This is a genomic window from Lysobacter yangpyeongensis, from assembly GCF_042655745.1.
In the GTDB taxonomy this organism is placed as follows: Bacteria; Pseudomonadota; Gammaproteobacteria; order Xanthomonadales; family Xanthomonadaceae; genus Agrilutibacter; species Agrilutibacter yangpyeongensis.
The window spans coordinates 64,246-85,106 of record NZ_JBHSNM010000004.1; the positions used below are offsets into that span (position 1 = coordinate 64,246).

A 20,861-nucleotide genomic window follows, 5' to 3' on the forward strand; every position below is an offset into this window, starting at 1 on the left:
TCGCGCTCCCGGCCGTCACGGCTCCCAACCGTTGAACGAGGTGAACGGCGGCACGTAGCTGAGGCTGTCGAGGCACTTCGCATCGAGCGCCCTGGCATCGGCGGTCTCGAAGAAGCGGCCGAGCAGCTTGGGCATGCAGCCCACGCTCATGCCGCCGTGGCCCTGGCCGCGCAGCACCAGGTGCCGGCCGTTGGGCAGCTGCTTCACCACTTCCTCGCCGTACACCGGCGGCGTCACCGGATCGAGTTCTCCGGAGATCACCAGCACCGGCAGCTTCGACGCGAAGGGCCGGGTGAAATCCGCCGCCACCGTTCCGCGCGGCCACTGCGCGCAGGCGGCGAAGAAGCCCTTCGCCATGTCCGCGCCGAGCACGGTCGTCGCGTCCGCGGGATCGGGTTGGTAGCGCGGCGCGTCCTCGGCGCAGATCACCGACCACTGCATGCCGCGGTTGAGCTGGTCGCCGACCTGATTGCTCCAGAACGTCGCGATCGCCATCAGCGGTTCGTAGCGGCCCTGCTCGGCTTCGCTCACCACCAGCGGCAGCAGCGAAGACAGCAGCGGCACGTAGGACACGCCGTGGGTGAGCCCGATCAGCATGTCGGCGGTCAGCACGTCCTGTCGCGGCGCGTGCGTGTCCGGATCGCGATAGCTCACCGTCACCGGCGCCGCGGCCAGGCGCGCCTTGAGCGCACCCAGGCGCGCGATCAGGTCGCCGCCGTTGCCGGCGAAGCGGGCCTTGCAGGCCGGCAGCTTCGCGCACTGCGCATCCTGCTTGCGTAATGCTTCCTGCAGGCGCTTTGCGAATTCGCCGCCCACCACCAGCCGGTTCGGCGCGACGCCATCGAGCACCACGGTACGCACGTGCTGCGGGTAGTGCATGGCGTACTGCTGCGCGACGCGCGTGCCGTAGGAGCCGCCCATCACGTTGATCTTCGCCACGCCCAGCGCCTCGCGCACGGCATCGAGGTCGGCGATCGCTTCTCCCGTGGTGTAGAAGCGCGGATCGGCGCGGCCCGCGAGGGACTTCAGGCACTGGCCGACGTAGGCCGCGACCACGCTTTCGTCGAGCTGCGCGCTGTCGTCGAGCTTGAGCGGCGCGCCCTGGGCATCGCGGCAGTCGAGCGGATTGGAGTGGCCGGTGCCGCGCTGGTCGACCAGCACGATGCCGCGCTGCTTGCGCGCCGAGTCCAGCGCCATGTCGATCTGCGCGGCGTACTCGGTCGCGGCCTGGCCGGGGCCGCCGGCGAGGAAGAAGATCGGATCGGGCGCGCCGCCGCTCTTGTCGTCGGCGGGGAGCCAGGCGATGTTGAGATCGATGGTGCGCGCCTGTGGATGCGCGCGGTCCTCGGGCACGCGGAAGGTCGCGCACTGCGCTTCCACGGGCGGCAGGCCCTGTTCGTTGCTGAGCACGCAGGGCCTGAAGGCGATGCGACCGTACTGGCGGATCGGCGTGGCGTCGCCGCCGGGTTGCGGCGCGGTCGCACGCGGTGCGCGACTTTCCGCGGCGGACCAGTGCCGGTAGCCGATGAAACCCAGCGCCACGGCGGCGACGAGGGCGATGCGGAGCTTGCGGGACATCGTGCGGTTTCCCCTTTTGCAGGATGCGGTCAGCGTGGAAGGAAGACGGGCCGCTCAGGCCTCGTCGGGAAGGAACACGTATTCGATCGGCTTGCCGAACAGCCGCGCGATGCGGAAGGCCAGCGGCAGGCTCGGGTCGTACTTGCCGGTCTCCAGCGCGTTGACGGTCTGGCGCGAGACGTCCAGCTGCTCGGCGAGTTCGCCCTGCGACCAGCCTCTGCGTTCGCGCAGTTCGCGCAGGCGGTTGTTCATGCGTAGCGCCGCGCGATCACGATGCGGGCGACGCCGTAGCACAGGCACAGCGCCGGGAAGACCCACAGCATGGCCGCCGTCGCGCCGACCGCGATCATCTTCGCGCTCTGCAGGAAGCCGGCGGTCATGTAGACGGTGCTCACCACGCCGGCGGCCAGGCCCACCGATTCGAGTTCGATGCGGCGCTGCAGTTCGTCGGAATCGCGCACGTAGCGGCCGATGGCGCGGATCGCCAGGAACACCAGCAGCGACGGCAGCAGCGCGACGGCCACGCGCAGCCACGGCAGCCCGATGCTGTGCAGCAGCGGTTTCCACACCAGCATGACCAATACGTAGGCGACCATCGGCGGCGCGAACTCGCGGTAGTAGCGACGGGTCAGTGCCGGCGTCGCCATGTCGTGCAGGCCGCCCGGGGAGAACCACAGCATGGCGGCGACGAGCACGCCGCCCACGGTCAGCCCCGCGCCGAAGCCGGCCAGGCGCGCGGGAATGGGCCAGTGCAGCCACGCCGTGCCCGCGGCGACGATCCACAACGCCACGCAGCCGCCCAGGATCGCGATGGCGGCGCGCTTGCACCGGCTCACGACGCGCGGCTCCGGTGGGCGCAGTCGCGCGTGCCGCGGTTCGAGACGGGCAGTGCCCGTGGGCAGCGAAGAAGGGGCATCGGTGCGTGTCAAGGTAACTTGACAGGCACGGTACGCCGGCCGCGCGGCGTGTGTCAAGCGTCCTTTACATCGCGCCGGTTAGGGCGACGGACGCCTACTTGCTGCTGACGTACTTCTCGCGACGGATCTGCGGAATCGGCAGGCCGTAGCCCTTCAGCGACTCGAAGCAGGCATCGACCATGTTCGGATTGCCGCACAGGTAGGCGATGTCGTGCGCGGCGTCCGGAGCGAATTCGGCCAGGAACTGCTGCACGTAGCCGTGGCGGACGTCGGCGTGGGCATGCGGCGAATCCGCCGCCGGCAGTTCGCGCGACAGGCAAGGGACGAAGCGGAAGTTGTCCGGATGCTTGTCGGCGAACGCGCGGAACTCGTCGCCGTACAGCAGTTCGCCCGGATTGCGCGCGCCGAACAGCAGCACGACCTGCACGCCGCGCTGGCGGATCTGCGTTTCCAGCTGCGGCAGCATCGCGCGGTACGGCGTCACGCCGGTGCCGGTGCCGATCAGCAGGTAACGCCGGTTGCTGTCGGCCGGCATCAGGCAGAAACGTCCGAACGGACCGCTGGCATCGACGCTCTCGCCTTCCTGCAGGCCTTCGAACAGCGCCGTGGCGGCGCCGCCGGTCACGTAGCTCACCGCGATTTCCACGCCTTCGCCAGGACCGAGCGCGTGGTCGTGGATGGTGGCCAGCGAGTAGGAGCGCTTGGTCGGCGTGCCGTCGGCGTAGGCGAAGTGGACCTGGATGAACTGCCCGGGGACGAAGTCCAGCGGCTGCCCGTCGCCACGCACGAAGGTGTAGTGGCCGACGGTCGGCGCCAGCATGCGGCGCGAGACGAGCTTGAGCGGGAAGTGCTGGATGGCCAAGTGGACGTTCTACCGGTCGTATGGAACACAGCGTGGCGAAGGCCTCGCCACCGGGCCGCCTATACTACCGGCAGCGGACGCCGGAGGCGTTCGCCCCTCACGCCGGAGGCCGCGCGCTCGCGGCGCCAAGGCACGAAACGGGCCTTCCCATGACCGAACTTCCTGCGGCCACGGCCGCACCCGCGCTGTCCGTCCGCGACCTGCGCAAGACCTACGACAACAAGGTCGAGGCGCTCAAGGGCGTCTCGCTCGACGTGAAGCCCGGCGACTTCTTCGCCCTGCTCGGTCCCAACGGCGCGGGCAAGTCGACCCTGATCGGCATCGTCAGCTCGCTGGTGAACCTCACCTCCGGTTCCGTCTCGATCTTCGGCACCGACCTGCTCACGCACCGCGACGAGGCCATGCGCCTGATCGGCCTGGTGCCGCAGGAGCTGAACTTCAACATGTTCGAGAAGCCGCTCGACATCCTGGTCAACTACGCCGGCTTCTTCGGCGTCCCGCGCGAGCAGGCGCTGGTGCGCGCCGAGGAAGAACTGCGCCGCGCCCACCTGTGGGAGAAGGCGCAGATGATGAGCCGCACGCTCTCGGGCGGGATGAAGCGGCGCCTGATGATCGCGCGGGCGATGATGACGCGGCCGCGCCTGCTGATCCTCGACGAGCCCACCGCCGGCGTCGACATCGAGATCCGCCGCGGCATGTGGAAGACGCTGAAGGAAATCAACGCCGCGGGAACCACGATCATCCTCACCACGCACTACCTGGAAGAAGCCGAGAGCCTCTGCCGCAACCTGGCGATCATCGACAAGGGCCGCATCGTCGAGCAGGGCCCGATGAAGGCGCTGCTCGCCAAGCTCGACGTGGAAGGCTTCCTGTTCGACATCGACGGCACGCTGCCGGCGACCCTGCCGGCGATCGCCGGCACCAGCATCCACGCCACCGACGACCACACCCTCGACGTGGAGATGCCGCGCGCGATGGACCTCAACCGCGTCTTCGCCGCGCTGAACGATTCGGGCATCCGCGTGCGCTCGATGCGCACCAAGAGCAACCGCCTGGAGGAACTGTTCGTGCGCCTGACCAGCGAAGGCACGCAGGGCAACGGCGTGCAGGTGCAACCGGAGACCTCGGCATGAACGCCGCCGCCGAAACCAGCGCGACCGCGCGCAACCTCACCGCCTACGGCACCATCGTCCGCCGCGAGCTGACCCGCATCCTGCGCATCTGGGGCCAGACCCTGGTGCCGCCGGCGATCACCATGACCCTGTACTTCCTGATCTTCGGCGGCCTGATCGGGCGCCAGATCCAGGCGATGGACGGGATCCGCTACATGGATTTCATCGTCCCCGGGCTGGTGATGATGAGCGTGATCCAGAACAGCTACGGCAACATCTCCTCGAGCTTCTTCGGCGCCAAGTTCGGCCGTCACGTCGAGGAACTGCTGGTGAGCCCGATGCCGAACTGGGTGATCCTCGGCGGCTACGTCACCGGCGCGGTGCTGCGCGGCCTGATGGTCGGCGTGATCGTGCTCGCGATCTCGATGCTGTTCACCCGCGTGTCGATGCCGCATCCGCTGATCACCTTCACCACCGTGCTGCTGGGCGCGACGATCTTCTCGCTGGCCGGCTTCGTCAACGCGGTGTACGCCAAGAAGTTCGACGACATCGCGATCGTGCCGACCTTCATCCTCACGCCGCTGACCTACCTGGGTGGCGTGTTCTATTCGGTGAAGCTGCTGCCGTCCTGGGCCGAAGCCGCCACGCACCTCAATCCCGTGTTCTACATGGTCAACGCGTTCCGTTACGGCCTGCTCGGGATCAGCGACGTTTCGATGACGACCGCCTATGTGCTGATGCTCGGCTTCATCGTCGGCCTGAGCATGCTGGCGCTGTGGCTGCTCAAGCGCGGCGTCGGCCTGCGCAGCTGACACCGTCCGGCGCGCGGCCGAATGCCGCGCGCCGCCGCGCAAGGACCGACGTCCGGTCGTGGGCGCGCTTGCGATCCCCGCCGCCGGCTTGCGAGACTGGCGGCGAGGGCGTGGGGACGCCCAACTCCAGGGATCACGATGAAGCTGAAGTGGATGCTGCTCGGCCTGCTGGCCGTGGCACTGGGCGCGCATGCGCAGGAATCGCCGTCGAAGGAAGAGCAGGAAGCGCAGATGCGCGCGATCGTCGCCGGCTTCCAGTGGCGCGATGGCACCGTGGGCGTGGACGAGGCGAAGGCGCGCTTCAACCTCAACGAGAACTACCGCTACCTCGGTGCCACCGACGCGCGCAAGGTGCTCGAGGATCTGTGGGGCAATCCGCCCGACGACAGCGTGCTCGGCATGATCGTGCCCAAGGGGCGCGGCGTGCTCGACGACACCGGCTGGGCCGTGGTGGTCACGTATTCGGACGAAGGCTACGTGTCCGACGAGGACGCGGCGAAGATCGACTACGACGACATGCTCAAGGAAATGCAGGCCGCCGACGAGGAAGACAACGAGGCGCGCAAGCAGGCCGGCTACCCGGCGCTGCATCTGGTCGGCTGGGCCGAGCCGCCGCATTACGACGCCGCCAGCAAGAAGCTGTACTGGGCGAAGGAACTCAAGAGCGAAGGTTCAGAACAGAACACCGTGAACTACGACATCCGCGTGCTCGGTCGTCGCGGCTACCTCAGCCTCAATGCGGTCGCGCGCATGAGCGAGCTGGGAGAGGTGAAGACCGGCATGCAGCAGTTGCTGCCGATGGTCGAATTCGACGCCGGTTCGCGTTACGCCGACTACGACAAGAGTACCGACAAGGTCGCCGCCTACGGGCTGGCTGCGCTGATCGGCGGCGGCATCGCCGCCAAGGCCGGCCTGTTCGCCAAGCTCGGCGCGCTGCTGCTGGGTCTGAAGAAGCTGCTGATCCCGCTGGTGCTGGTGATCGGTGCCTTCTTCAAGAAAATTTTCGGGGTCTTTGCGCGCAAGAAGGACAACGGCGGCGTGGTGAGTTGAGCCCGCACGCAGGTGTGCCGCGACGGCCCGCTTCGGCGGGCCGTTGCCGTTCCGGGCCAGACGTTACGGCCCGGGCGTACGGGCCACACGTAATCGGCCGCGCCGCTTGCCGAACCCATGGGCAAGGTGGCCGAACCCGTCGGCTCCCGTCCGGAGGCCCGCCATGAACGCGCGTTACGTCTTCCTGCTGGCGATCGCGTTGCCGGCTACCGCTGCGGCGGCACCACCGACGCCGTCCCCGATCGTCGTCGACTGCGCGCAGCGCAACTGGCCCAGCCTCGAGCGTGTCGCGCAGGAGACGGGCCTTTCCGCGTTCGATCCGGTCGAGCACGCGCGCAAACGGGCGATCGTCGCCGGCCTGCGCGCCTGCCGTCGCGGCGCCGGCGAGCTGCTGATCGTCTTCGAGTCGCCGCGCGTGCAGGTCCGTGGAATGGAAGTCGCGCAGGCGTCCGCGCCGCGCTGATCCGCCGACGGTCAACCGGATCGCGGCCGGTGCGTTATCGCCGGTGCCGGCGCGACAACGCCGTCGCACCCGCCCCGCAACCAAGGAGTGCGCCATGAAGACCGCGACCCGGTTCCTGCCCCTCGTGCTGTGCCTCGCCTCGCCGGCAACCCTCGCGGCGGGGGATCCCGACAGCATGCTCATCGACTGCGAGCACATCGCATTGCCCTCGCAGCAGGACTTCGCCCGCATCGCCGGCAGCGACAACTTCGGCCAGATCTATGCGCGTCGCGCGCGCGCCATGGCCGACGTGCAACGCGGCTGCCAGAAAGGCGCGGCCCGCGTGATGCTGGTGCTGGATCGCCACGCGCCGGACGCGCGCCGCCTCACTGTCGTCGCCGCGCGCTGACGCGCGGCGCTTGGCGGGTCATTCCGACGGCTGCGCGGCCGTCGGCGGCAGGGGCAGGCGGAAGAACGCGCGCGCCGTGGCCGTGCTGTTGGCCGCCGCCGTCTCCACGCCCTCGCCGCGATCGCGCGCGAGTTCCTCGACGATGTGCGCCAGGTAGAAGGGCTCGTTGCGCCGGTGCGACGGCGCCGGCTTGACGGTGCGCGGCAGCAGGTAGGGCGCGTCGGTTTCGATCATCAGGCGATTGGCGGGAATGTGCTTCACCAGTTCGCGCAGGTGCTGGCCGCGGCGTTCGTCGCACAGCCAGCCGGTGATGCCGATGTGCCAGTCGCGGTCGAGGTAGTCGAACAGTTCCTCGCGCGTGCCGGTGAAGCAGTGCACCACCGCGGGGCCGAGGCGGCCGTCGAAGTTGCGCATCATCGCCATGAAGTCGGCGTGCGCGTCGCGCTGGTGCAGGAACAGCGGCTTGCCGGTCTCCGCGGCGATCTGCAGCTGCAGTTCGAAGGCGCGCCGCTGCGCCGGCCGCGGCGAGAAATCACGGAAGTAGTCCAGGCCGCATTCGCCGACCGCCACGACCTCGGCGTGCGTGTGCAGCTCGCGCATTTCCGCGTCGCATTCGGCGGTGTATTCGCTGGCGTGGTGCGGGTGCACGCCGGCGGTGGCGAACAGTTCGCCCGGATGCCGTTTGGCCAGCTTCAGCGCCAGCGGCGAGTGCTCGCGCGAGGCGCCGGTGACCACCATCTGCACCACGCCGGCGTCGCGCGCGCGCTGCAGCACCGCGTCGCGGTCGGGGTCGAAGGAGTCGTGGGTGAGGTTGGCGCCGATGTCGATCAGTTGCATCGGGAGATTGTAGCGATCCGGGCAAACGCCCCGCCCGCAAAGCGCCATGCGCGAGGGGCCGGGGCATGGCGAGGGACAGCGCTGCGTAGCAGTGCAGATGCTATGCGCCGGCGCGCCCTCATCCGGCGCGCAATTCCATCGTGCTGCCTGGCCTCTCCGCCTGTCCCGCTTGCCCCTCGCCCCGCTTGCGGGGAGAGGGACCGCGTTGCGAAGCAACGCAGGGTGAGGGGACGTGGCGCGACCGCACCGGCAGAGGAAATCGCGCGCCCGCAGGCAGCAGCGAACCGCGACCCCGTATCCTTCCGCGCGTGAATCGCCCCGCCTTCCCCATCGACGAACTTCTCCCGCGCATCCGCGAGTCGCTCGCCACGCACCCGCGCCTGGTGCTGGAAGCGCCGCCCGGCGCCGGCAAGACCACGCAGGTCCCGCCGGCCCTGCTCGATGCGCCGTGGCTGGCGGGCAGGAAGATCGTGATGCTCGAACCGCGCCGCGTCGCCGCGCGCGCCGCGGCGACCTTCATGGCGAAGCAGCGCGGCGAAGAGCCCGGCGCCACCGTCGGCTACCGCATCCGCTTCGAGAACAGGGTGTCGGCGGCGACGCGGATCGAGGTCGTCACCGAAGGCATCCTCACCCGCATGATCCAGGACGATCCCACCCTCGACGGCGTGGGCGTGTTGTTGTTCGACGAATTCCACGAGCGCCACCTGTCCGCCGATCTGGGCCTCGCGCTTGCGCTCGACGTGCAGGCCTCGCTGCGCGAGGACCTGCGCATCGTGGTGATGTCGGCGACGCTGGATGGCGAGCGGCTTGCGAGCTTCCTCGACGCGCCGCGCCTGAGCAGCGCGGGGCGCAGCTTCCCGGTGACCGTGGCGCACTTCCCGGGGCGGCGCGAGGAAGCGCTCGAGCACCAGGTGAAGCGCGCCGTCGAACACGCGCTCGTACAGCATCCCGGCGACGTGCTGGTGTTCCTGCCGGGCCAGCGCGAGATCGCGCGCGCCGAGGCCGCGCTCGCCGCCAGCGATGCGGCGCGCGCCGTCGACGTCCTGCAGCTGCACGGCGAGTTGCCGGTCGAACAGCAGTCGCGCGTGCTGCAACCCGGTCCCGACGGCCATCGTCGCGTCGTGCTCGCCACCAACGTCGCCGAATCCAGCGTCACCCTGCCGGGGGTGCGCGTGGTGATCGACAGCGGCCAGGCGCGCGAGCCGCGCTACGACCCCAACAGCGGATTCGCGCGACTGGACGTCGTCAACATCGCGCAGGCCTCGGCCGACCAGCGCGCCGGCCGTGCCGGCCGCGTCGCCGAAGGCTTCGCGTATCGTCTGTGGCCGGAATCGCAGCGGCTGGAAGCGCAGCGCCGCGCCGAAATCGCGCAGGTCGAACTGGCCGGACTCGCGCTCGAACTGGCCGCGTGGGGCGATGCCAACCTGCGCTTCGTCGATGCGCCGCCACCGGGCGCGCTCGCCGCCGCGCGCGAACTGCTGCACCGGCTCGGCGCGCTGGAAAACAACGCGATCACTGCGCTCGGCCGGCGCATGCTCGCGCTGGGAACGCATCCGCGCCTGGCCGCGATGCTGCTCGCTCCGGACGATGACGACGAACGCGCGCTCGCCTGCGATCTCGCCGCGTTGATTGAAGCGCGCGATCCATTGCGCTCGCGCTCGGATGCGCTGGCCGAGCGCTGGCAGGCACTCGCCGCATTCCGCAACGGACGCCTCGTGAGCGATGCCTCGCGTTCCGCACTCATCGCGCTCGATCAGGCGGCGAAGCAATGGCGCCGGCGCCTGCGCGTCGCGGCGCCGCCGTCCGCCGACCTGCCCGCGCACGCGATCGGCGACGTGCTGCTGCACGCCTATCCCGACCGCATCGCGCGCCAGCATCCGGCGGATCCGTACCGCTACCAGCTCGCGAACGGTCGCAGCGCGAAGCTGTTCGACGACAGCGCGCTGTACGGCGAACCTTGGATCGTCGTCAGCGAACTCCGGGACGAGAACCGCGATGCCCGCGTGCTGCGCGCCGCGCCGCTCGATGAGGCACGCCTGCAACGCGACTTTCCGCAGCGTTTCGTGCGCGAGGACCGGGTGGTGTGGGACGCGGCCACGCGCGGGATCGCCGCCGTGCGCGAAACCCGCTTCGACCGCATCGTGCTGGAAAGCCGGCCGCTGGCGAAGCCGGATCCGGCGCGTTACGCCGACGCGCTGGTCGACGCGGTGCGCCAGCTCGGCCTCGACGCATTGCCCTGGACCGAAGCGCTGCGGCAATGGCGTGAGCGCGTGCGCTGCCTGCGCGCGTGGCTGCCGGAACTCATCGACGCGCTGCCGGATCTGTCCGATGCCGCGCTGCTCGCCACGCTCGACGACTGGCTCAAGCCGGCGCTCAGCGGCAAGACGCGGCTGGATGCGCTCGACGAAGCGGCGCTGGGTGAAGCGATCAAGTCGCGCACCGACTGGGCGACGCGGCAGAAGATCGACGCGCTCGCGCCGACGCGGATCATCGTGCCCTCGGGCATGGAGCGGCGCATCGAGTACGGCTTCGACGACGGCGCGAACCACGGCGGGGGCGCGCCGGAGGCGCCGGTGCTCGCGGTGAAGCTGCAGGAACTGTTCGGCCTCGCCGACACCCCGCGCATCGCCGACGGCCGCGTGCCGCTCACGCTGCACCTGCTCTCGCCGGGCGGCAAACCGCTGCAGATCACCCGCGACCTGCGCAGCTTCTGGGATCGAACCTATCCGGAAGTGAAGAAGGAGATGAAGGGGCGGTATCCGAAGCATCCGTGGCCAGACGACCCGTGGAGTGCGACGGCGACGCATAGAGCGAAACCGCGCGGAACGTGAGGTCTCCCCGCTGCGGCGGTGCGGCTGTATCGCGTTTGCAGGTCATGGCGGCGCGGCAGAACGGGTGAAACCGCGCGGCCCCTGGGCCACGCACCACGAACGGCGCCCGCTCCGCCGCTACACTCGCCGCATGCCTGCCACGCCGCTGACTTCCGCCGAGTACCTGCCGTTCAAGCTCGATCCCGTCGCGCAACGCGTCCTGTTCGTGCGGCTGGATGCGCAGCAGCGTCGCGCCGCCGCCTTCCTCGACGAACGCGCGCTGCCGGCGAATGCGCAAGGCGGCTGGCTGCCGCTCGCCGCGTTCGCTGCCAGCGACGTGCGCAGCGAACGTCCTGCCGATGCGATCTTCCACATCGGTCACTGCGGTTCGACTCTCCTGAGCCGACTGCTGGAAAGCTGGACCGAGGTGCAGGCGCTGCGCGAACCGCTGCCGCTGCGCACGCTGGCCGAGGCCTGGCCGTTGCTCTCCGAAGTGGATTCGCGACTCGCGCCCGCGCAGGCCGCGCAGCTGTTGCAGCGCTGCTGGCAGGCCTGGTCGCGGCCGCTGCCCGGGCAGCGCCGCACCGTGATCAAGGCGACCAGCAGCTGCAACGGGCTGATCGAACCGCTGCTTTCCAACTTCGACATGCGCGCGGTGCTGCTGGACATGCCGCTGCGGCCGTACCTGGCGACGCTGCTCAAGTCGCCCGATTCGCTGCGCGATGCCGCCAGCGCCGCCGGCGAACGCCTGCGCGACCTGCACGCGCGCGGCTACGGCGAGGGCCTGGCACTGCATGCCTTGTCGTTGCCGCAGCAGTGCGCGATGGGCTGGTTGGCCGAACGCGTGCGCTTCGCCGCGCTCGCGCAGCAGCATCCCGGGCGCGTGCTGCGTGTCGATTTCGAACAATTGCTGGCGCAACCCGAAGCCGAGTTGCAACGCATCGCGGCGCACCTGCAGCTCGACGCCGCACTGGTACCGGCCGCCTTGCAGTCGCCGGCGTGGGGGAAGTACTCGAAGGCGCAGGATCACGGCTACGGGCGCGAGGATCGCGCGCACGACCTGCAGCTGGCGCAGCAGCGCTACGCGGCCGACATCGCCGCCGGCGAGGACTGGTGCCATGCCCTTGTCCAACGACATCCGCAACTGGCGTCCGTGGCGGCGTGAGAAATCTGCACCGGGGCAGGCGCCTGGTGGCGAGGCATGCAGTAGCAGTCCATCCCTTCCGTCGCGCCCATGGGGCGCTCCTACCGGGTCACGCGTCCGCCGAAGGAGCGGGCCATGCCCGCGACAGGGGAAGCGAACGGCAATCCCTCAGGTATCCGCCCACATCCGGAACAGATTGGTCTTCAGCGATTCCAGCAGCACCTGCAGGCGCGGATCGCCCGGCGCGGCGCCGCGGGCGGCGATCGCGCGCGCTTCGTCGAGCTGCACCAGCAGTTCGCGCCGGTTGGCGTCGGCGATCCAGCTGTGCAACCAGGTGATCGCCGCCACGCGCACGCCGCGGGTCACCGGCGCCACCTGGTGGATGGTGGTCGACGGATACAGGATCGCGTCGCCGGCGTTGAGCTTGTAGGCCAGTTCCTGCGCGCCCAGCTGGATCACCAGTTCGCCGCCGTCGTAGTCGGCCGGATCGTTGAGGAAGATCGTGCACGACAGGTCGCTGCGCATCGGCGGCGTCGAGGGGAACAGCGCCTCGTCCACGTGCCAGCCGTAGGTCATTCCCGGTTCGTAACGCACCACCGTGGTCCGCGCGACCGTGCGCGGCATCGCGTAGCTGCGCAGGTCGGGATGGCGGGCCAGTGCGTCGCGCGCGAGTTGCGCGATGCGTGCGTTGACCGGGTCCTCCTGCGAGGCCTGCAGGTTGCGCTTCACGCCCGAGGCCTGGTTGGTCATGCGCCCGTCGGCGAAGGCCACCTGCGGCACGAGTTCGCGCACGGCCTGCAGTTCCGCGGCGCTGAGGACTTGGGGCAGGAGGCGGATCATGGCGTCGGCAGGTGTGGGCGTGGCGCCGATGATCGGCGCTGGCCGCGTCCGCGGCAACCGCTCACGCCGCGCCAACGAATCGCGGCGGAGACTGACCGCCGGTTTTGGTGATAGCACGCGAGGGCGCCATGAACAGGATCGAAGCGATTTCCGGACGCGCGCTGGAACTGGCCAGCACCGTCGGCGACAACGTCCGCCAGGCGCTGCCGAAGGCGGGGCAGCTGCTCGACGCCGGCGCGAAGCTCGGCGTGCTCAAGAGCGGTGCGCGCGTGGCCGGCAAGTTCGTGCGGCGCAATCCGGTGGTGATCGCCGCGGCCGTCGCCGGCGCGGGCCTGCTCTGGTATGCGGCGCACCGGCGCGCCAAACGCGCCGAGGAAGGCGATCGCGAGTCGCGCGGCACGATCGAGGGAACCGCGCGCCGGGTCGACGCCAAGCGCGGCAACGGCGCGCGCCGCACGCGTACCCCGCGCACCGCGGGCACGCGCGGCAAGCGCGCAACGCCGCAGGCGCCGGCGCCGCACTGATCGAACGGGAGGGCGCAGCGCGCCCGACGCTCACTCCGCCCGGACGGGCTGGGCGTCGGGCGCCGCAGTGACGGCTTCGGGCAGTTCGATCACGAACTGCGCGCCGCCGCCCTCGCGGGTTTCGTACCAGAGCTGGCCGCCGGCCTTGACCACGATCTGCTTGGCCAGCGACAGCCCCAGCCCATGCGAGATGCCGTCGTCGTGCTCCTGCAGGCGCGTGAACGGCTTGAACAGCAGGCGCTGCTGCTCGGGCGGAATGCCCGGGCCGCGATCGGCGACGATCAGTTGCCAGTAGCCGGGCGCGCCACTGCGCGCGGCCAGCGTCAGTTCGCTGTCGGGCGCGTACTTGAGCGCGTTGGAAACCAGGTTCTCCGCGACCTGGCGCAGCACGCGCTCGTCGATGCTGACCCGCACCTCGGTCGGCGGCGGCACCGCGATCACGCGGATGTTGCGCGCTTCCAGCTGCATGCCGTAACGGCGCACCAGCCAGTCCACCGTGTCGGCGAGCCCCGCATAGTGGGTTTCGCCGCGCGCCATGGCCGCGCCCATGCTGGTTTCCAGGTATTCGCGGATGTAGCCCAGCGCATCCTGCGCGCTGTCGTGGATCACCGCGAGGTAGTGCGGCACGCGTTCGGGCCGGCAGCCTTCCGCGCGCAGCAGGTCGCTGGCGAACAGCACGCTGCTGAGCGGGTTCTTCAGGTCGTGCGCGACCAGGTTCACCAGTTCCTCGCGCTCGCGGGCGACGCGCTCGAGGCGGTCGCGGGTGAGCTTGAGGCCGATGTGCGCATTGACGCGCGCGAGCAGCTCCTCGGGCAGGAACGGCTTGGTGACGTAATCGACCACGCCGGCCTCGAACGCACGCAGCAGCATGTCGCGGTCCTGTGCGGCGGTGACGAACACCACCGGCGCGGCCGGCGGCGGCAGGGTCTGCAGCGCCTTGAGCACGTCGAAGCCGTCCATGCCGGGCATGATCATGTCGAGCAGCACCAGGTCCGGCGCGCTCTCGCGGTAGCGGGCCAGCGCTTCCTCGCCATTGCCGGCGGTGATCACCTCGTACCCCTGGCGCGACAGCAGGCTGCTGACGACACGCAGGTTCACCGGCTGATCGTCGACGACGAGGATGCGGCCGTTTTGGGCGACGTAGCTCATGCGGTGGCGAAAGCGCCGACGCTCCACAACGCGGACGGGGCCTGCAAGTTAGCAGAAGCGGAACACCGGGACGGGTCCGCCCAGACAGCTACCTGAACAAGTCAGACTCTTCGGCTCAGCAAGGTGAAGACCGCGTGCAGAAAGGCGATTCGCGCCTACAGCCGCCGCCATTCGCCGGGACCGAGCCCGTCGAGCGCGTACGGGCCCATCGCCACGCGCACGAGCCGCAGGGTCGGCAGGCCGACCGCCGCGGTCATGCGCCGTACCTGGCGGTTGCGGCCTTCGCCGATGGTGAGTTCGAGCCACGCATCGGGCACGGTCTTGCGAAAGCGCACCGGCGGATCGCGCGGCCACAGCGGCGGTGCCTGGATGCGTCGCGCCTGCGCCGGGCGCGTTCTTCCGTCGTTGAGCACCACGCCGTCGCGCAGCGTCGCCAGTTGCGCCGGCTGCGGCTCGCCCTCGACCTGCACCCAATAGGTCTTGGGCTGCTTGTGTTTCGGATCGGTGAGGCGATGGGCGAGCGGCCCCTCGTCGGTGAGCAGCAGCAGCCCCTCGCTGTCGTGATCGAGCCGCCCCGCGGCATACACGTCCGGCGGCAGGCCGAATTCCGCCAGCGTGGGCCGCGGCGGCGTGCTGCGATCGGTGAACTGGCACAGCACGCCGTAGGGCTTGTTGAAGGCGATGAGCATCGCGCGATCTTAGCGAACGCTCGTGCCGCTCCCTACGTGACCGCAGCGCCGACGCGGCTACCCGACCGCGTCGCGCACGCGCACTTCGCGCCACACCGCGCCGAGCGCCAGCGCGTAGCACAGCGTCATCGCCCACGGCACCAGCAGTGGCGCCTGCAACGGCCACCGCCACTGCAACAGCGCGGACAACAGCACCGTGCCCGTGCCCAGGGCGTAGTACGCAGGCGAGCGGTACAGCCAGCCGAACGGCACGAAATGCGCGCCGAGCATCGCCGCGAGCGCGAACGCGAGCAGCGCCGGTTCGTCGCGGAACAGCATCGCCATCAGCGGAATGCCCAGCGCCTCGGTCGCCGCCAGCATCGCGATCAACCGGACAGCGGATGCCCGCGCGCGAACAGATCGCCGCCGCAGGCGCGGTTCAACAGCCAGCCCAGCGGATACACCACGGCGGTGGCGACGACGAAGAACGCGGCCAGCGCCCGCGGCGCCAGCCCGGCGAACGCGGTGACGAGCGCCAGGCCCAGCCAGTACAGGCATGCGGCGGCGGTCATGCCGATGCCGCGCCGGGTAATGCGCGCCACCTCACGGCGCAGGGCATCCAGGTGGGTCATGGCGCGCAGTGTGTTGGCGGGCCGGCGCGCGAGGCGTGATGGCTGCGCGCGTTCGCAGCCGTTACCGCCGGGGGACCGCAGGACGGACGCCGGGACACGAAAGCCGGCGCAGGGCCGGCTTTCGTGGGTGGTGAGGCGCAGTGCCGCTGCTGTCGTGGCGGCGCGCCGATGCGTGGTTCTCCCGCATCGGACCGCCGTTGCGGCCCACGCACCGCCGCGCCGCTTCAGTCGCGGGACGGCTTGCGGAACCGCAGTGTCATCCGGTCGCTCTCGCCGATCGCCTGGTACTTCGCATCGTCGGCGGCGTCGTGGCGGTTGGTCGGCGGCAGCGTCCACACGCCGTTGGGATGGTCGGTGCTGTCCTGCGGGTTGGCGTTGATCTCGCTCTTCGCCTCGAGCACGAAGCCGGCCTTCGTCGCGTATTCGATCACCAGCGCTTCGGTGAGGTAGCCCGACGCCTTCATCGTTTCCAGATCGGTGCCGGGCCTGGCGCGATGGTCGGCCACGCCGAGCGTGCCGCCCGGCTTGAGCACGTCGAAGAACGCCTTGAAGTACGTGTCGGCATTGCCGTCGGCGACCCAGTTGTGCGCGTTGCGGAAGGTCAGCACCGCGTCGGCCGACGCCGGCGGGCCGAACACCGGCGCCTTCGGATCGAACACGCGCACTTCCGGCGCGCCGAACACCGCGGCGTTGCCGGCGAGCTTCGCGCGCAGCTGGCGGTTGAGGCCGTAGCGGTAACCGGGCTGGTCGGGGATCGCGTCGTCCCACACCGCCGCGACGTAGCGGCCGTGCTCGCGCAGGTACGGCGCGAGGACCTCCACGTACCAGCCGCCGCCGGGCGTGATCTCGATGACCGTCTGGTCCGCGCGCACGCCGAAGAACGCGAGCGTCTCGCGCGGATGGCGGTACTGGTCGCGCGCGCTGTTCTTCGCATCGCGCCAGCTGCCGGCGAGCACCGCGTCCAGGCCCGCATCGCGCGCCGCGGCCGGCGCGGGCGTGGCGGAGGGGGACGTGGCCGCGCAGGCGGCGAACGCGACCGGTAGCAGGGCGACAAGCAGCAGGCGTTTCATGCGGAGCTCCATGCGGGGAAAACGCGAGCCTACCGCCGCGGGCGTGAGGGCGGCCATGGCCGCGCTTGTCCGCTGCGTCCGGCCGTCAGCGTGTGCCGCGACGGCGAGACGGCTTCGCGGGCACGACCTTGCCCGACGCGCGCGCCTGCACGCACTCGGCCGAGGCCGCGTAGTCGCGCGCTTCCTGCAGCAGCCACTCGCGGAACGCCTGCAGGCCGCGGTGGCGCGCGGAGCGTTCGGGGAACACCAGGTAGTGCGCGTACTCCGCCTGCAGCCGCTCCTCGAACAACGTCACCAGGCGCCCGGCATCGACCATCGGCCGCGTCAGCGTGAGCCGGCCCAGCGCGATGCCGAGTCCTTCCACCGCGGCGCGGTGCAAGGTCTCGGAATCGTCGAAGGTGGCGACGAAGCGCTTGGGCGGCGTGCCGCCAAAGTGCGCGAACCAGTCGCTCCAGCGCCCGCCCGGCGCGCCCAGCAGCGGGAACTCGCCCAGCGTTTCCAGCGTCGGCCGCCCCAGGCGCGCGAGCAGCTCCGGGCTCACCGTCGGCGCGACCCAGTCGTCGAGCAGATGCACGGCCTGCAGCCCCGGCCAGTCGCCCGGGCCGTAGCGCAGGCCGGCGTCGACGTCGGTCTGCCGCTCGAAGTCGATCTTGTTCACCGTCGACTGCAGGTTGATCTCGATCTGCGGATGCGCGGCGAGGAAGCGCGGCAACCGCGGCACCAGCCAGCTCGAGGCGAACGACGGCATCAGGGTGATCGTCAGCACGTCGTCGCGGCGCGCGCGGTACGGCTGCAGCGCCTGCTCGATCGCATCGAAGTGCGGCGACACCCGTTCGAACAGCGACTGCCCGTCGGCGGTGAGCTCGACCCCGCGCGCCACGCGCACGAACAAGCGCTGGCCCAGGCGTTCCTCCAGGCCGCGGATCTGGTGGCTGAGCGCGCTCACCGTCAGGTGCAGCGACTCGGCCGCGCGCGACAGGTTGCCCATCCGCGCGGCAGCGACGAAACCCTGCAGGGCGTGCAGCGGCGGCCGGATCATCTTGAATCTCCTTCAAGGATGGCTTGCAGAATCGTCGCTTTTTCGAGGCTTATCAAGGGTCTAGATTTCATTTCACTCAAAACAGGGCCGCATCGGCCGAGGAGCAGGCAATGAGCATCTGGACCGGATTGTTGTTCCTGGAAGGGGCCGTGGCCGACGTGTCGCTGGCCCGCCAGCTCGCCGACGACGAAGCCGCGGCCGCCGTGCCGCAGGCCTTCGACGCCAGCCCCGCGCGCGCCGCCACGCCGCGTCCCGCCGACCCGCATCTGTCCGAACACGCCTGCTAGGGCGTGCCCACCCGCTACACCGCATCTGCCCGGAGACCGCCATGAACCTGTTCAAAGGCCTGCTGTATCTGCTCGAAAACGACACGCCGGCGTCGCCGGTCCTGATCGACGCGCGCCACTACGGCGCCGCCACCGCCGCCAACGAGTTCGTCGATGAACTCGGCAACCGCGCCGCCTCGCAGCGCCGCTTCGGTGCGATTGCCACGCAGCTCCCGGGCGAGGACGCGACGCTCGCGGCCATCGGCGGTTGCCGCTGAGCGCGGCGACACCGCAGGCGCGCACGCGATCGTGCCGCCTCAGGCACGCGGCCTGAGCTCCGGAATATTCCGCGCTCCCGGCGGACTCGCTACGATCCGCGCGTGGCGCACCGCGCGCCCACGCGTGCATGGGGAGCGCAATGAAGCTCAGACTGATCGTGCTGCTGTCGGTGGCCCTGGGCCTGGTCAGCGGCGCCTTCCTGTATTCGCTGCTGTCGGAGAAGCGGCACCAGAAGGAACTCGTCGCCGCGCGCGCGCAGGGCCGCGCCGATGCGGAGAAGGCGATGGCCGACGAACTGGCCGCGCTCAAGCCGGTGGTGCTGAAGAAGGTCGCCAACGCCGAGAGCAAGCCCGACGGCGTCCACTTCGCCTACGAATACGTCAAGCCGAAGAACCCCGAGCTCGAACCCTTCTACCAGCTCGCCCACGACGGCGACCTGCTGCACCACCTGCCCGAGATCCAGGCCATCGACGGCCTGCTGATGCTGCCGCGGCCGATCAAGTTCGTGATGGCCGAATGCCGCGAGCCCAACGCGTTCTACACGCCCGAGCGCAGCGAAGTGGTGATGTGCTACGAGACGCTGAAGGTGCTGCGCGACCGCGGCCAGCAGCTGGCGCAGGAACAGGAGCTTGGCGACGACTACGCGCAGCGGTACCTCGCCGCCAACCTGCGTTTCATCCTGCTGCACGAGACCGGCCACGCGCTGATCGACATGCTCGACATCCCGATCACCGGGCGCGAGGAAGACGCCGTCGACCAGCTCGCGACCACGCTCATGCAGCGCTTCGCCGGCCTCAACGAATCCTCGCGGCAGACCGCCGACAACCTGCGCATGGCCTCCAACTGGTTCCTCGTGCGCAGCACCGGCGCCTACAACCTCGACGCCTACGCCGACGAGCATGCGCTGGGCGAACAGCGCTACTTCAACCTGCAATGCCTGATCTACGGCAGCAATCCGGCGCGTTACGTGGGCATCGTCACCGACGGCGACCTGCCCGAGGCGCGCGCCAAGACCTGCCCCGCCGAAGCGCGTCGCGTCAGCAAGGCCTGGCTGCGCCTGCTGATCCCGCACGTGGCGCCGAAGTACGAGATGACCGAGGAGAAGGCGAACCGCCTGTTCGAGCAGCGCGAGCGCGAGCGCAATCGCAATGCGGAAGTGCCGTATGTGCGGTGACCGTCAAAGCAAATCCATATCAGCGAATCCATGTCATCAAAAGGAGAAGCCAGACGCGTGACGTGCTCAGGAAAGCCGCGGTTGCGGCTGCATTGTCGATAGCAATCGCTACCACCGCAGCAGCTAGCGAACCCAAGGAGGCGCCCGATGCCATCGCGTTGGCGGAACTGGATGGCTTCGCGCTCGGGCTGCAGGAAGCTGCGCAGTTTTCCGGTGTCGTCCTGGTCGCGCGCGATGGGCGCGTGGTATTCGAGAAGGCCTACGGCAAGCTCGACGAAAAGGCGGATGCGCCGGTCACGACGCGGACCCGCTTCAATCTCGCTTCGGTGGGCAAGATGTTTACCAGCACTGCGATCCTGCAGCAGGCCGCGGCGGGCCGGCTGTCGCTGGAGCGCTGGAGCGCGACGCACGCGAAGAAATAGTCCGAGTCCGAAGCGGAACCAAATCCGCCCACACGAGGTCTGTCCATTCCGCTTCGACAATGGATTGCGGGATGCGGGCAGAAAGAATTCGTTACGAACGCATGGCGGCATGGACGGTGGTCGCACTGATCCATGCCGTGCTGGCCTGGCTGATCACGCGCTTGCCGGTCCCGGAACTGCGCGAGCGAGAGGAAGCCGCTTCGACGACGGACGTCTTCTGGATTGCGCGGCCACGCGTGGCGTCGCCGAAGCGGGAATCGATCCTGCCGGCTCCGATGCGACAACGGGCAAGGAACACCGCAACCCGCATCGTTTCCGACACACAGGTCATCGTGCCGAATCCGGACGAAACCAACGTCGCATTGGAGACGTCGCCACCGGTCGCAACATTTCCGGGTGAAACCATGCCGACGGGAGAGGAAGCGAGCGGGTCGTTCCGCCGCGATCCGCTGGCCAACCGCACGGTGCAATTGCCGGGACGCGAGGCGCATACGTTCCGCATGCGACCACCGCCGTCGCTGGCGTCGCGCGTCGCGAAGATCGGCAAGCTGTTCGGCGGCAAGGACTACGAGACGAATCCGTGCCGCAGCGTGCGCGACAGCATCAATGAGCTGTCGCAGGCGGGTGATTCGCGTGTGTTGCAGAATGCGCTGGATTACGAGAAGCGGTTTTGCCGGTAAGGTCGAGACTTGTCATTCCCGCGTAAGCGGGAATCCATGGGCGTTGCTTTACGGCGTCGATGCCAAGGCAACAATAAGGTCCATGGATTACTCGCTGCACTCGCCCTCCGGGCCGTCGCTGTGCGACGTTCTGCGCGCTTGTCCC

The 20,861-nt window shown here is 69.7% G+C and carries 23 protein-coding genes and 1 pseudogene; 13 read left to right on the forward strand and 11 right to left on the reverse strand.

Features of this window, described 5'->3' with window-relative positions; genetic code table 11:
- Window positions 1-15: 15 nt before the first annotated feature.
- The 4 genes from ACFPN1_RS12300 to ACFPN1_RS12315 form a co-directional block, all read right to left on the reverse strand.
- Window positions 16-1,578 (reverse strand): alpha/beta hydrolase, encoded by a 1,563-nt coding sequence (locus tag ACFPN1_RS12300; RefSeq protein ID WP_386755331.1) that lies wholly within the window; start codon window positions 1,576-1,578, stop codon window positions 16-18.
- A 54-nt stretch (window positions 1,579-1,632) separates the two neighbouring features.
- Window positions 1,633-1,830 (reverse strand): helix-turn-helix transcriptional regulator, encoded by a 198-nt coding sequence (locus ACFPN1_RS12305; protein WP_386755332.1) that lies wholly within the window; start codon window positions 1,828-1,830, stop codon window positions 1,633-1,635.
- Window positions 1,827-2,414 carry a hypothetical protein gene (locus ACFPN1_RS12310; RefSeq protein ID WP_386755333.1) on the reverse strand — a complete coding sequence of 196 codons (588 nt, stop codon included), beginning with the start codon at window positions 2,412-2,414 and terminating at the stop codon, window positions 1,827-1,829. The genes ACFPN1_RS12305 and ACFPN1_RS12310 overlap by 4 nt, the downstream gene beginning before the upstream one ends.
- A gap of 175 nt (window positions 2,415-2,589) precedes the next feature.
- Complete coding sequence (locus ACFPN1_RS12315) at window positions 2,590-3,357, reverse strand: ferredoxin--NADP reductase (protein WP_386755335.1); 768 nt, start codon at window positions 3,355-3,357, stop codon at window positions 2,590-2,592.
- A 149-nt stretch (window positions 3,358-3,506) separates the two neighbouring features.
- Here ACFPN1_RS12315 and ACFPN1_RS12320 point away from each other — a divergent pair, with 149 nt between their 5' ends.
- From ACFPN1_RS12320 to ACFPN1_RS12340, 5 genes are all read left to right on the forward strand, one after another.
- Entirely contained in the window at window positions 3,507-4,490 is a 984-nt protein-coding gene (locus ACFPN1_RS12320; RefSeq protein WP_386755336.1) for an ABC transporter ATP-binding protein, read from the forward strand.
- The gene (locus tag ACFPN1_RS12325; protein ID WP_386755337.1) at window positions 4,487-5,281 is read left to right on the forward strand and encodes an ABC transporter permease; all 795 of its coding nucleotides are present in this window, start codon (window positions 4,487-4,489) and stop codon (window positions 5,279-5,281) included. The genes ACFPN1_RS12320 and ACFPN1_RS12325 overlap by 4 nt, the downstream gene beginning before the upstream one ends.
- 138 nt (window positions 5,282-5,419) lie before the next feature.
- Entirely contained in the window at window positions 5,420-6,331 is a 912-nt protein-coding gene (locus ACFPN1_RS12330) for a DUF2167 domain-containing protein (RefSeq protein WP_386755339.1), read from the forward strand.
- A 163-nt stretch (window positions 6,332-6,494) separates the two neighbouring features.
- A complete protein-coding gene (locus tag ACFPN1_RS12335) occupies window positions 6,495-6,794 on the forward strand; it encodes a hypothetical protein (RefSeq protein ID WP_386755340.1) in 300 nt (99 codons plus the stop codon).
- A 94-nt stretch (window positions 6,795-6,888) separates the two neighbouring features.
- The gene (locus tag ACFPN1_RS12340) at window positions 6,889-7,182 is read left to right on the forward strand and encodes a hypothetical protein (protein ID WP_386755341.1); all 294 of its coding nucleotides are present in this window, start codon (window positions 6,889-6,891) and stop codon (window positions 7,180-7,182) included.
- 18 nt (window positions 7,183-7,200) lie between these two features.
- Here the strand turns inward: ACFPN1_RS12340 and ACFPN1_RS12345 are convergent, their stop codons facing one another.
- The gene (locus ACFPN1_RS12345) at window positions 7,201-8,019 is read right to left on the reverse strand and encodes a TatD family hydrolase (protein WP_386755342.1); all 819 of its coding nucleotides are present in this window, start codon (window positions 8,017-8,019) and stop codon (window positions 7,201-7,203) included.
- 308 nt (window positions 8,020-8,327) lie between these two features.
- Between ACFPN1_RS12345 and hrpB the strand changes: the two genes are divergently transcribed.
- On the forward strand, window positions 8,328-10,850 hold the full coding sequence (hrpB, locus tag ACFPN1_RS12350; protein ID WP_386755343.1) for an ATP-dependent helicase HrpB: 2,523 nt from the start codon (window positions 8,328-8,330) through the stop codon (window positions 10,848-10,850).
- A 130-nt stretch (window positions 10,851-10,980) separates the two neighbouring features.
- Window positions 10,981-11,994 (forward strand): sulfotransferase, encoded by a 1,014-nt coding sequence (locus tag ACFPN1_RS12355; protein ID WP_386755345.1) that lies wholly within the window; start codon window positions 10,981-10,983, stop codon window positions 11,992-11,994.
- Between the two features lie 147 nt (window positions 11,995-12,141).
- On the opposite strand, the gene ACFPN1_RS12360 is transcribed toward ACFPN1_RS12355, so the two are convergent.
- On the reverse strand, window positions 12,142-12,813 hold the full coding sequence (locus tag ACFPN1_RS12360; RefSeq protein ID WP_386755346.1) for a Fe2+-dependent dioxygenase: 672 nt from the start codon (window positions 12,811-12,813) through the stop codon (window positions 12,142-12,144).
- A 128-nt stretch (window positions 12,814-12,941) separates the two neighbouring features.
- Here ACFPN1_RS12360 and ACFPN1_RS12365 point away from each other — a divergent pair, with 128 nt between their 5' ends.
- On the forward strand, window positions 12,942-13,337 hold the full coding sequence (locus tag ACFPN1_RS12365) for a hypothetical protein (RefSeq protein ID WP_386755348.1): 396 nt from the start codon (window positions 12,942-12,944) through the stop codon (window positions 13,335-13,337).
- Window positions 13,338-13,367: 30 nt separating this feature from the next.
- Here the strand turns inward: ACFPN1_RS12365 and ACFPN1_RS12370 are convergent, their stop codons facing one another.
- The 5 genes and pseudogenes from ACFPN1_RS12370 to ACFPN1_RS12390 all read right to left on the reverse strand — a co-directional run bounded on the left by ACFPN1_RS12370 (window position 13,368) and on the right by ACFPN1_RS12390 (window position 17,895).
- Window positions 13,368-14,486, reverse strand: coding sequence for a hybrid sensor histidine kinase/response regulator (locus ACFPN1_RS12370; RefSeq protein WP_386755349.1), 1,119 nt, complete (start codon window positions 14,484-14,486; stop codon window positions 13,368-13,370).
- Window positions 14,487-14,641: 155 nt separating this feature from the next.
- A complete protein-coding gene (locus tag ACFPN1_RS12375; RefSeq protein WP_386755350.1) occupies window positions 14,642-15,175 on the reverse strand; it encodes a pseudouridine synthase in 534 nt (177 codons plus the stop codon).
- Between the two features lie 57 nt (window positions 15,176-15,232).
- A pseudogene (locus tag ACFPN1_RS12380) lies at window positions 15,233-15,786 on the reverse strand (DUF7010 family protein).
- 224 nt (window positions 15,787-16,010) lie between these two features.
- Window positions 16,011-16,856 (reverse strand): class I SAM-dependent methyltransferase, encoded by an 846-nt coding sequence (locus tag ACFPN1_RS12385; RefSeq protein WP_386755352.1) that lies wholly within the window; start codon window positions 16,854-16,856, stop codon window positions 16,011-16,013.
- Window positions 16,857-16,941: 85 nt separating this feature from the next.
- The gene (locus ACFPN1_RS12390) at window positions 16,942-17,895 is read right to left on the reverse strand and encodes a LysR substrate-binding domain-containing protein (protein ID WP_386755353.1); all 954 of its coding nucleotides are present in this window, start codon (window positions 17,893-17,895) and stop codon (window positions 16,942-16,944) included.
- Window positions 17,896-18,005: 110 nt separating this feature from the next.
- Between ACFPN1_RS12390 and ACFPN1_RS12395 the strand changes: the two genes are divergently transcribed.
- From ACFPN1_RS12395 to ACFPN1_RS12415, 5 genes are all read left to right on the forward strand, one after another.
- A complete protein-coding gene (locus ACFPN1_RS12395) occupies window positions 18,006-18,182 on the forward strand; it encodes a hypothetical protein (RefSeq protein WP_386755354.1) in 177 nt (58 codons plus the stop codon).
- A 41-nt stretch (window positions 18,183-18,223) separates the two neighbouring features.
- Window positions 18,224-18,439, forward strand: a complete 216-nt coding sequence (locus ACFPN1_RS12400) for a hypothetical protein (protein ID WP_386755356.1) — start codon at window positions 18,224-18,226, stop codon at window positions 18,437-18,439.
- Between the two features lie 140 nt (window positions 18,440-18,579).
- Complete coding sequence (locus tag ACFPN1_RS12405; protein ID WP_386755357.1) at window positions 18,580-19,614, forward strand: DUF4344 domain-containing metallopeptidase; 1,035 nt, start codon at window positions 18,580-18,582, stop codon at window positions 19,612-19,614.
- Complete coding sequence (locus ACFPN1_RS12410) at window positions 19,611-20,036, forward strand: serine hydrolase domain-containing protein (protein ID WP_386755358.1); 426 nt, start codon at window positions 19,611-19,613, stop codon at window positions 20,034-20,036. The genes ACFPN1_RS12405 and ACFPN1_RS12410 overlap by 4 nt, the downstream gene beginning before the upstream one ends.
- Window positions 20,037-20,107: 71 nt before the next feature.
- Window positions 20,108-20,716 carry a hypothetical protein gene (locus tag ACFPN1_RS12415; protein WP_386755360.1) on the forward strand — a complete coding sequence of 203 codons (609 nt, stop codon included), beginning with the start codon at window positions 20,108-20,110 and terminating at the stop codon, window positions 20,714-20,716.
- Window positions 20,717-20,861 lie beyond the last annotated feature (145 nt).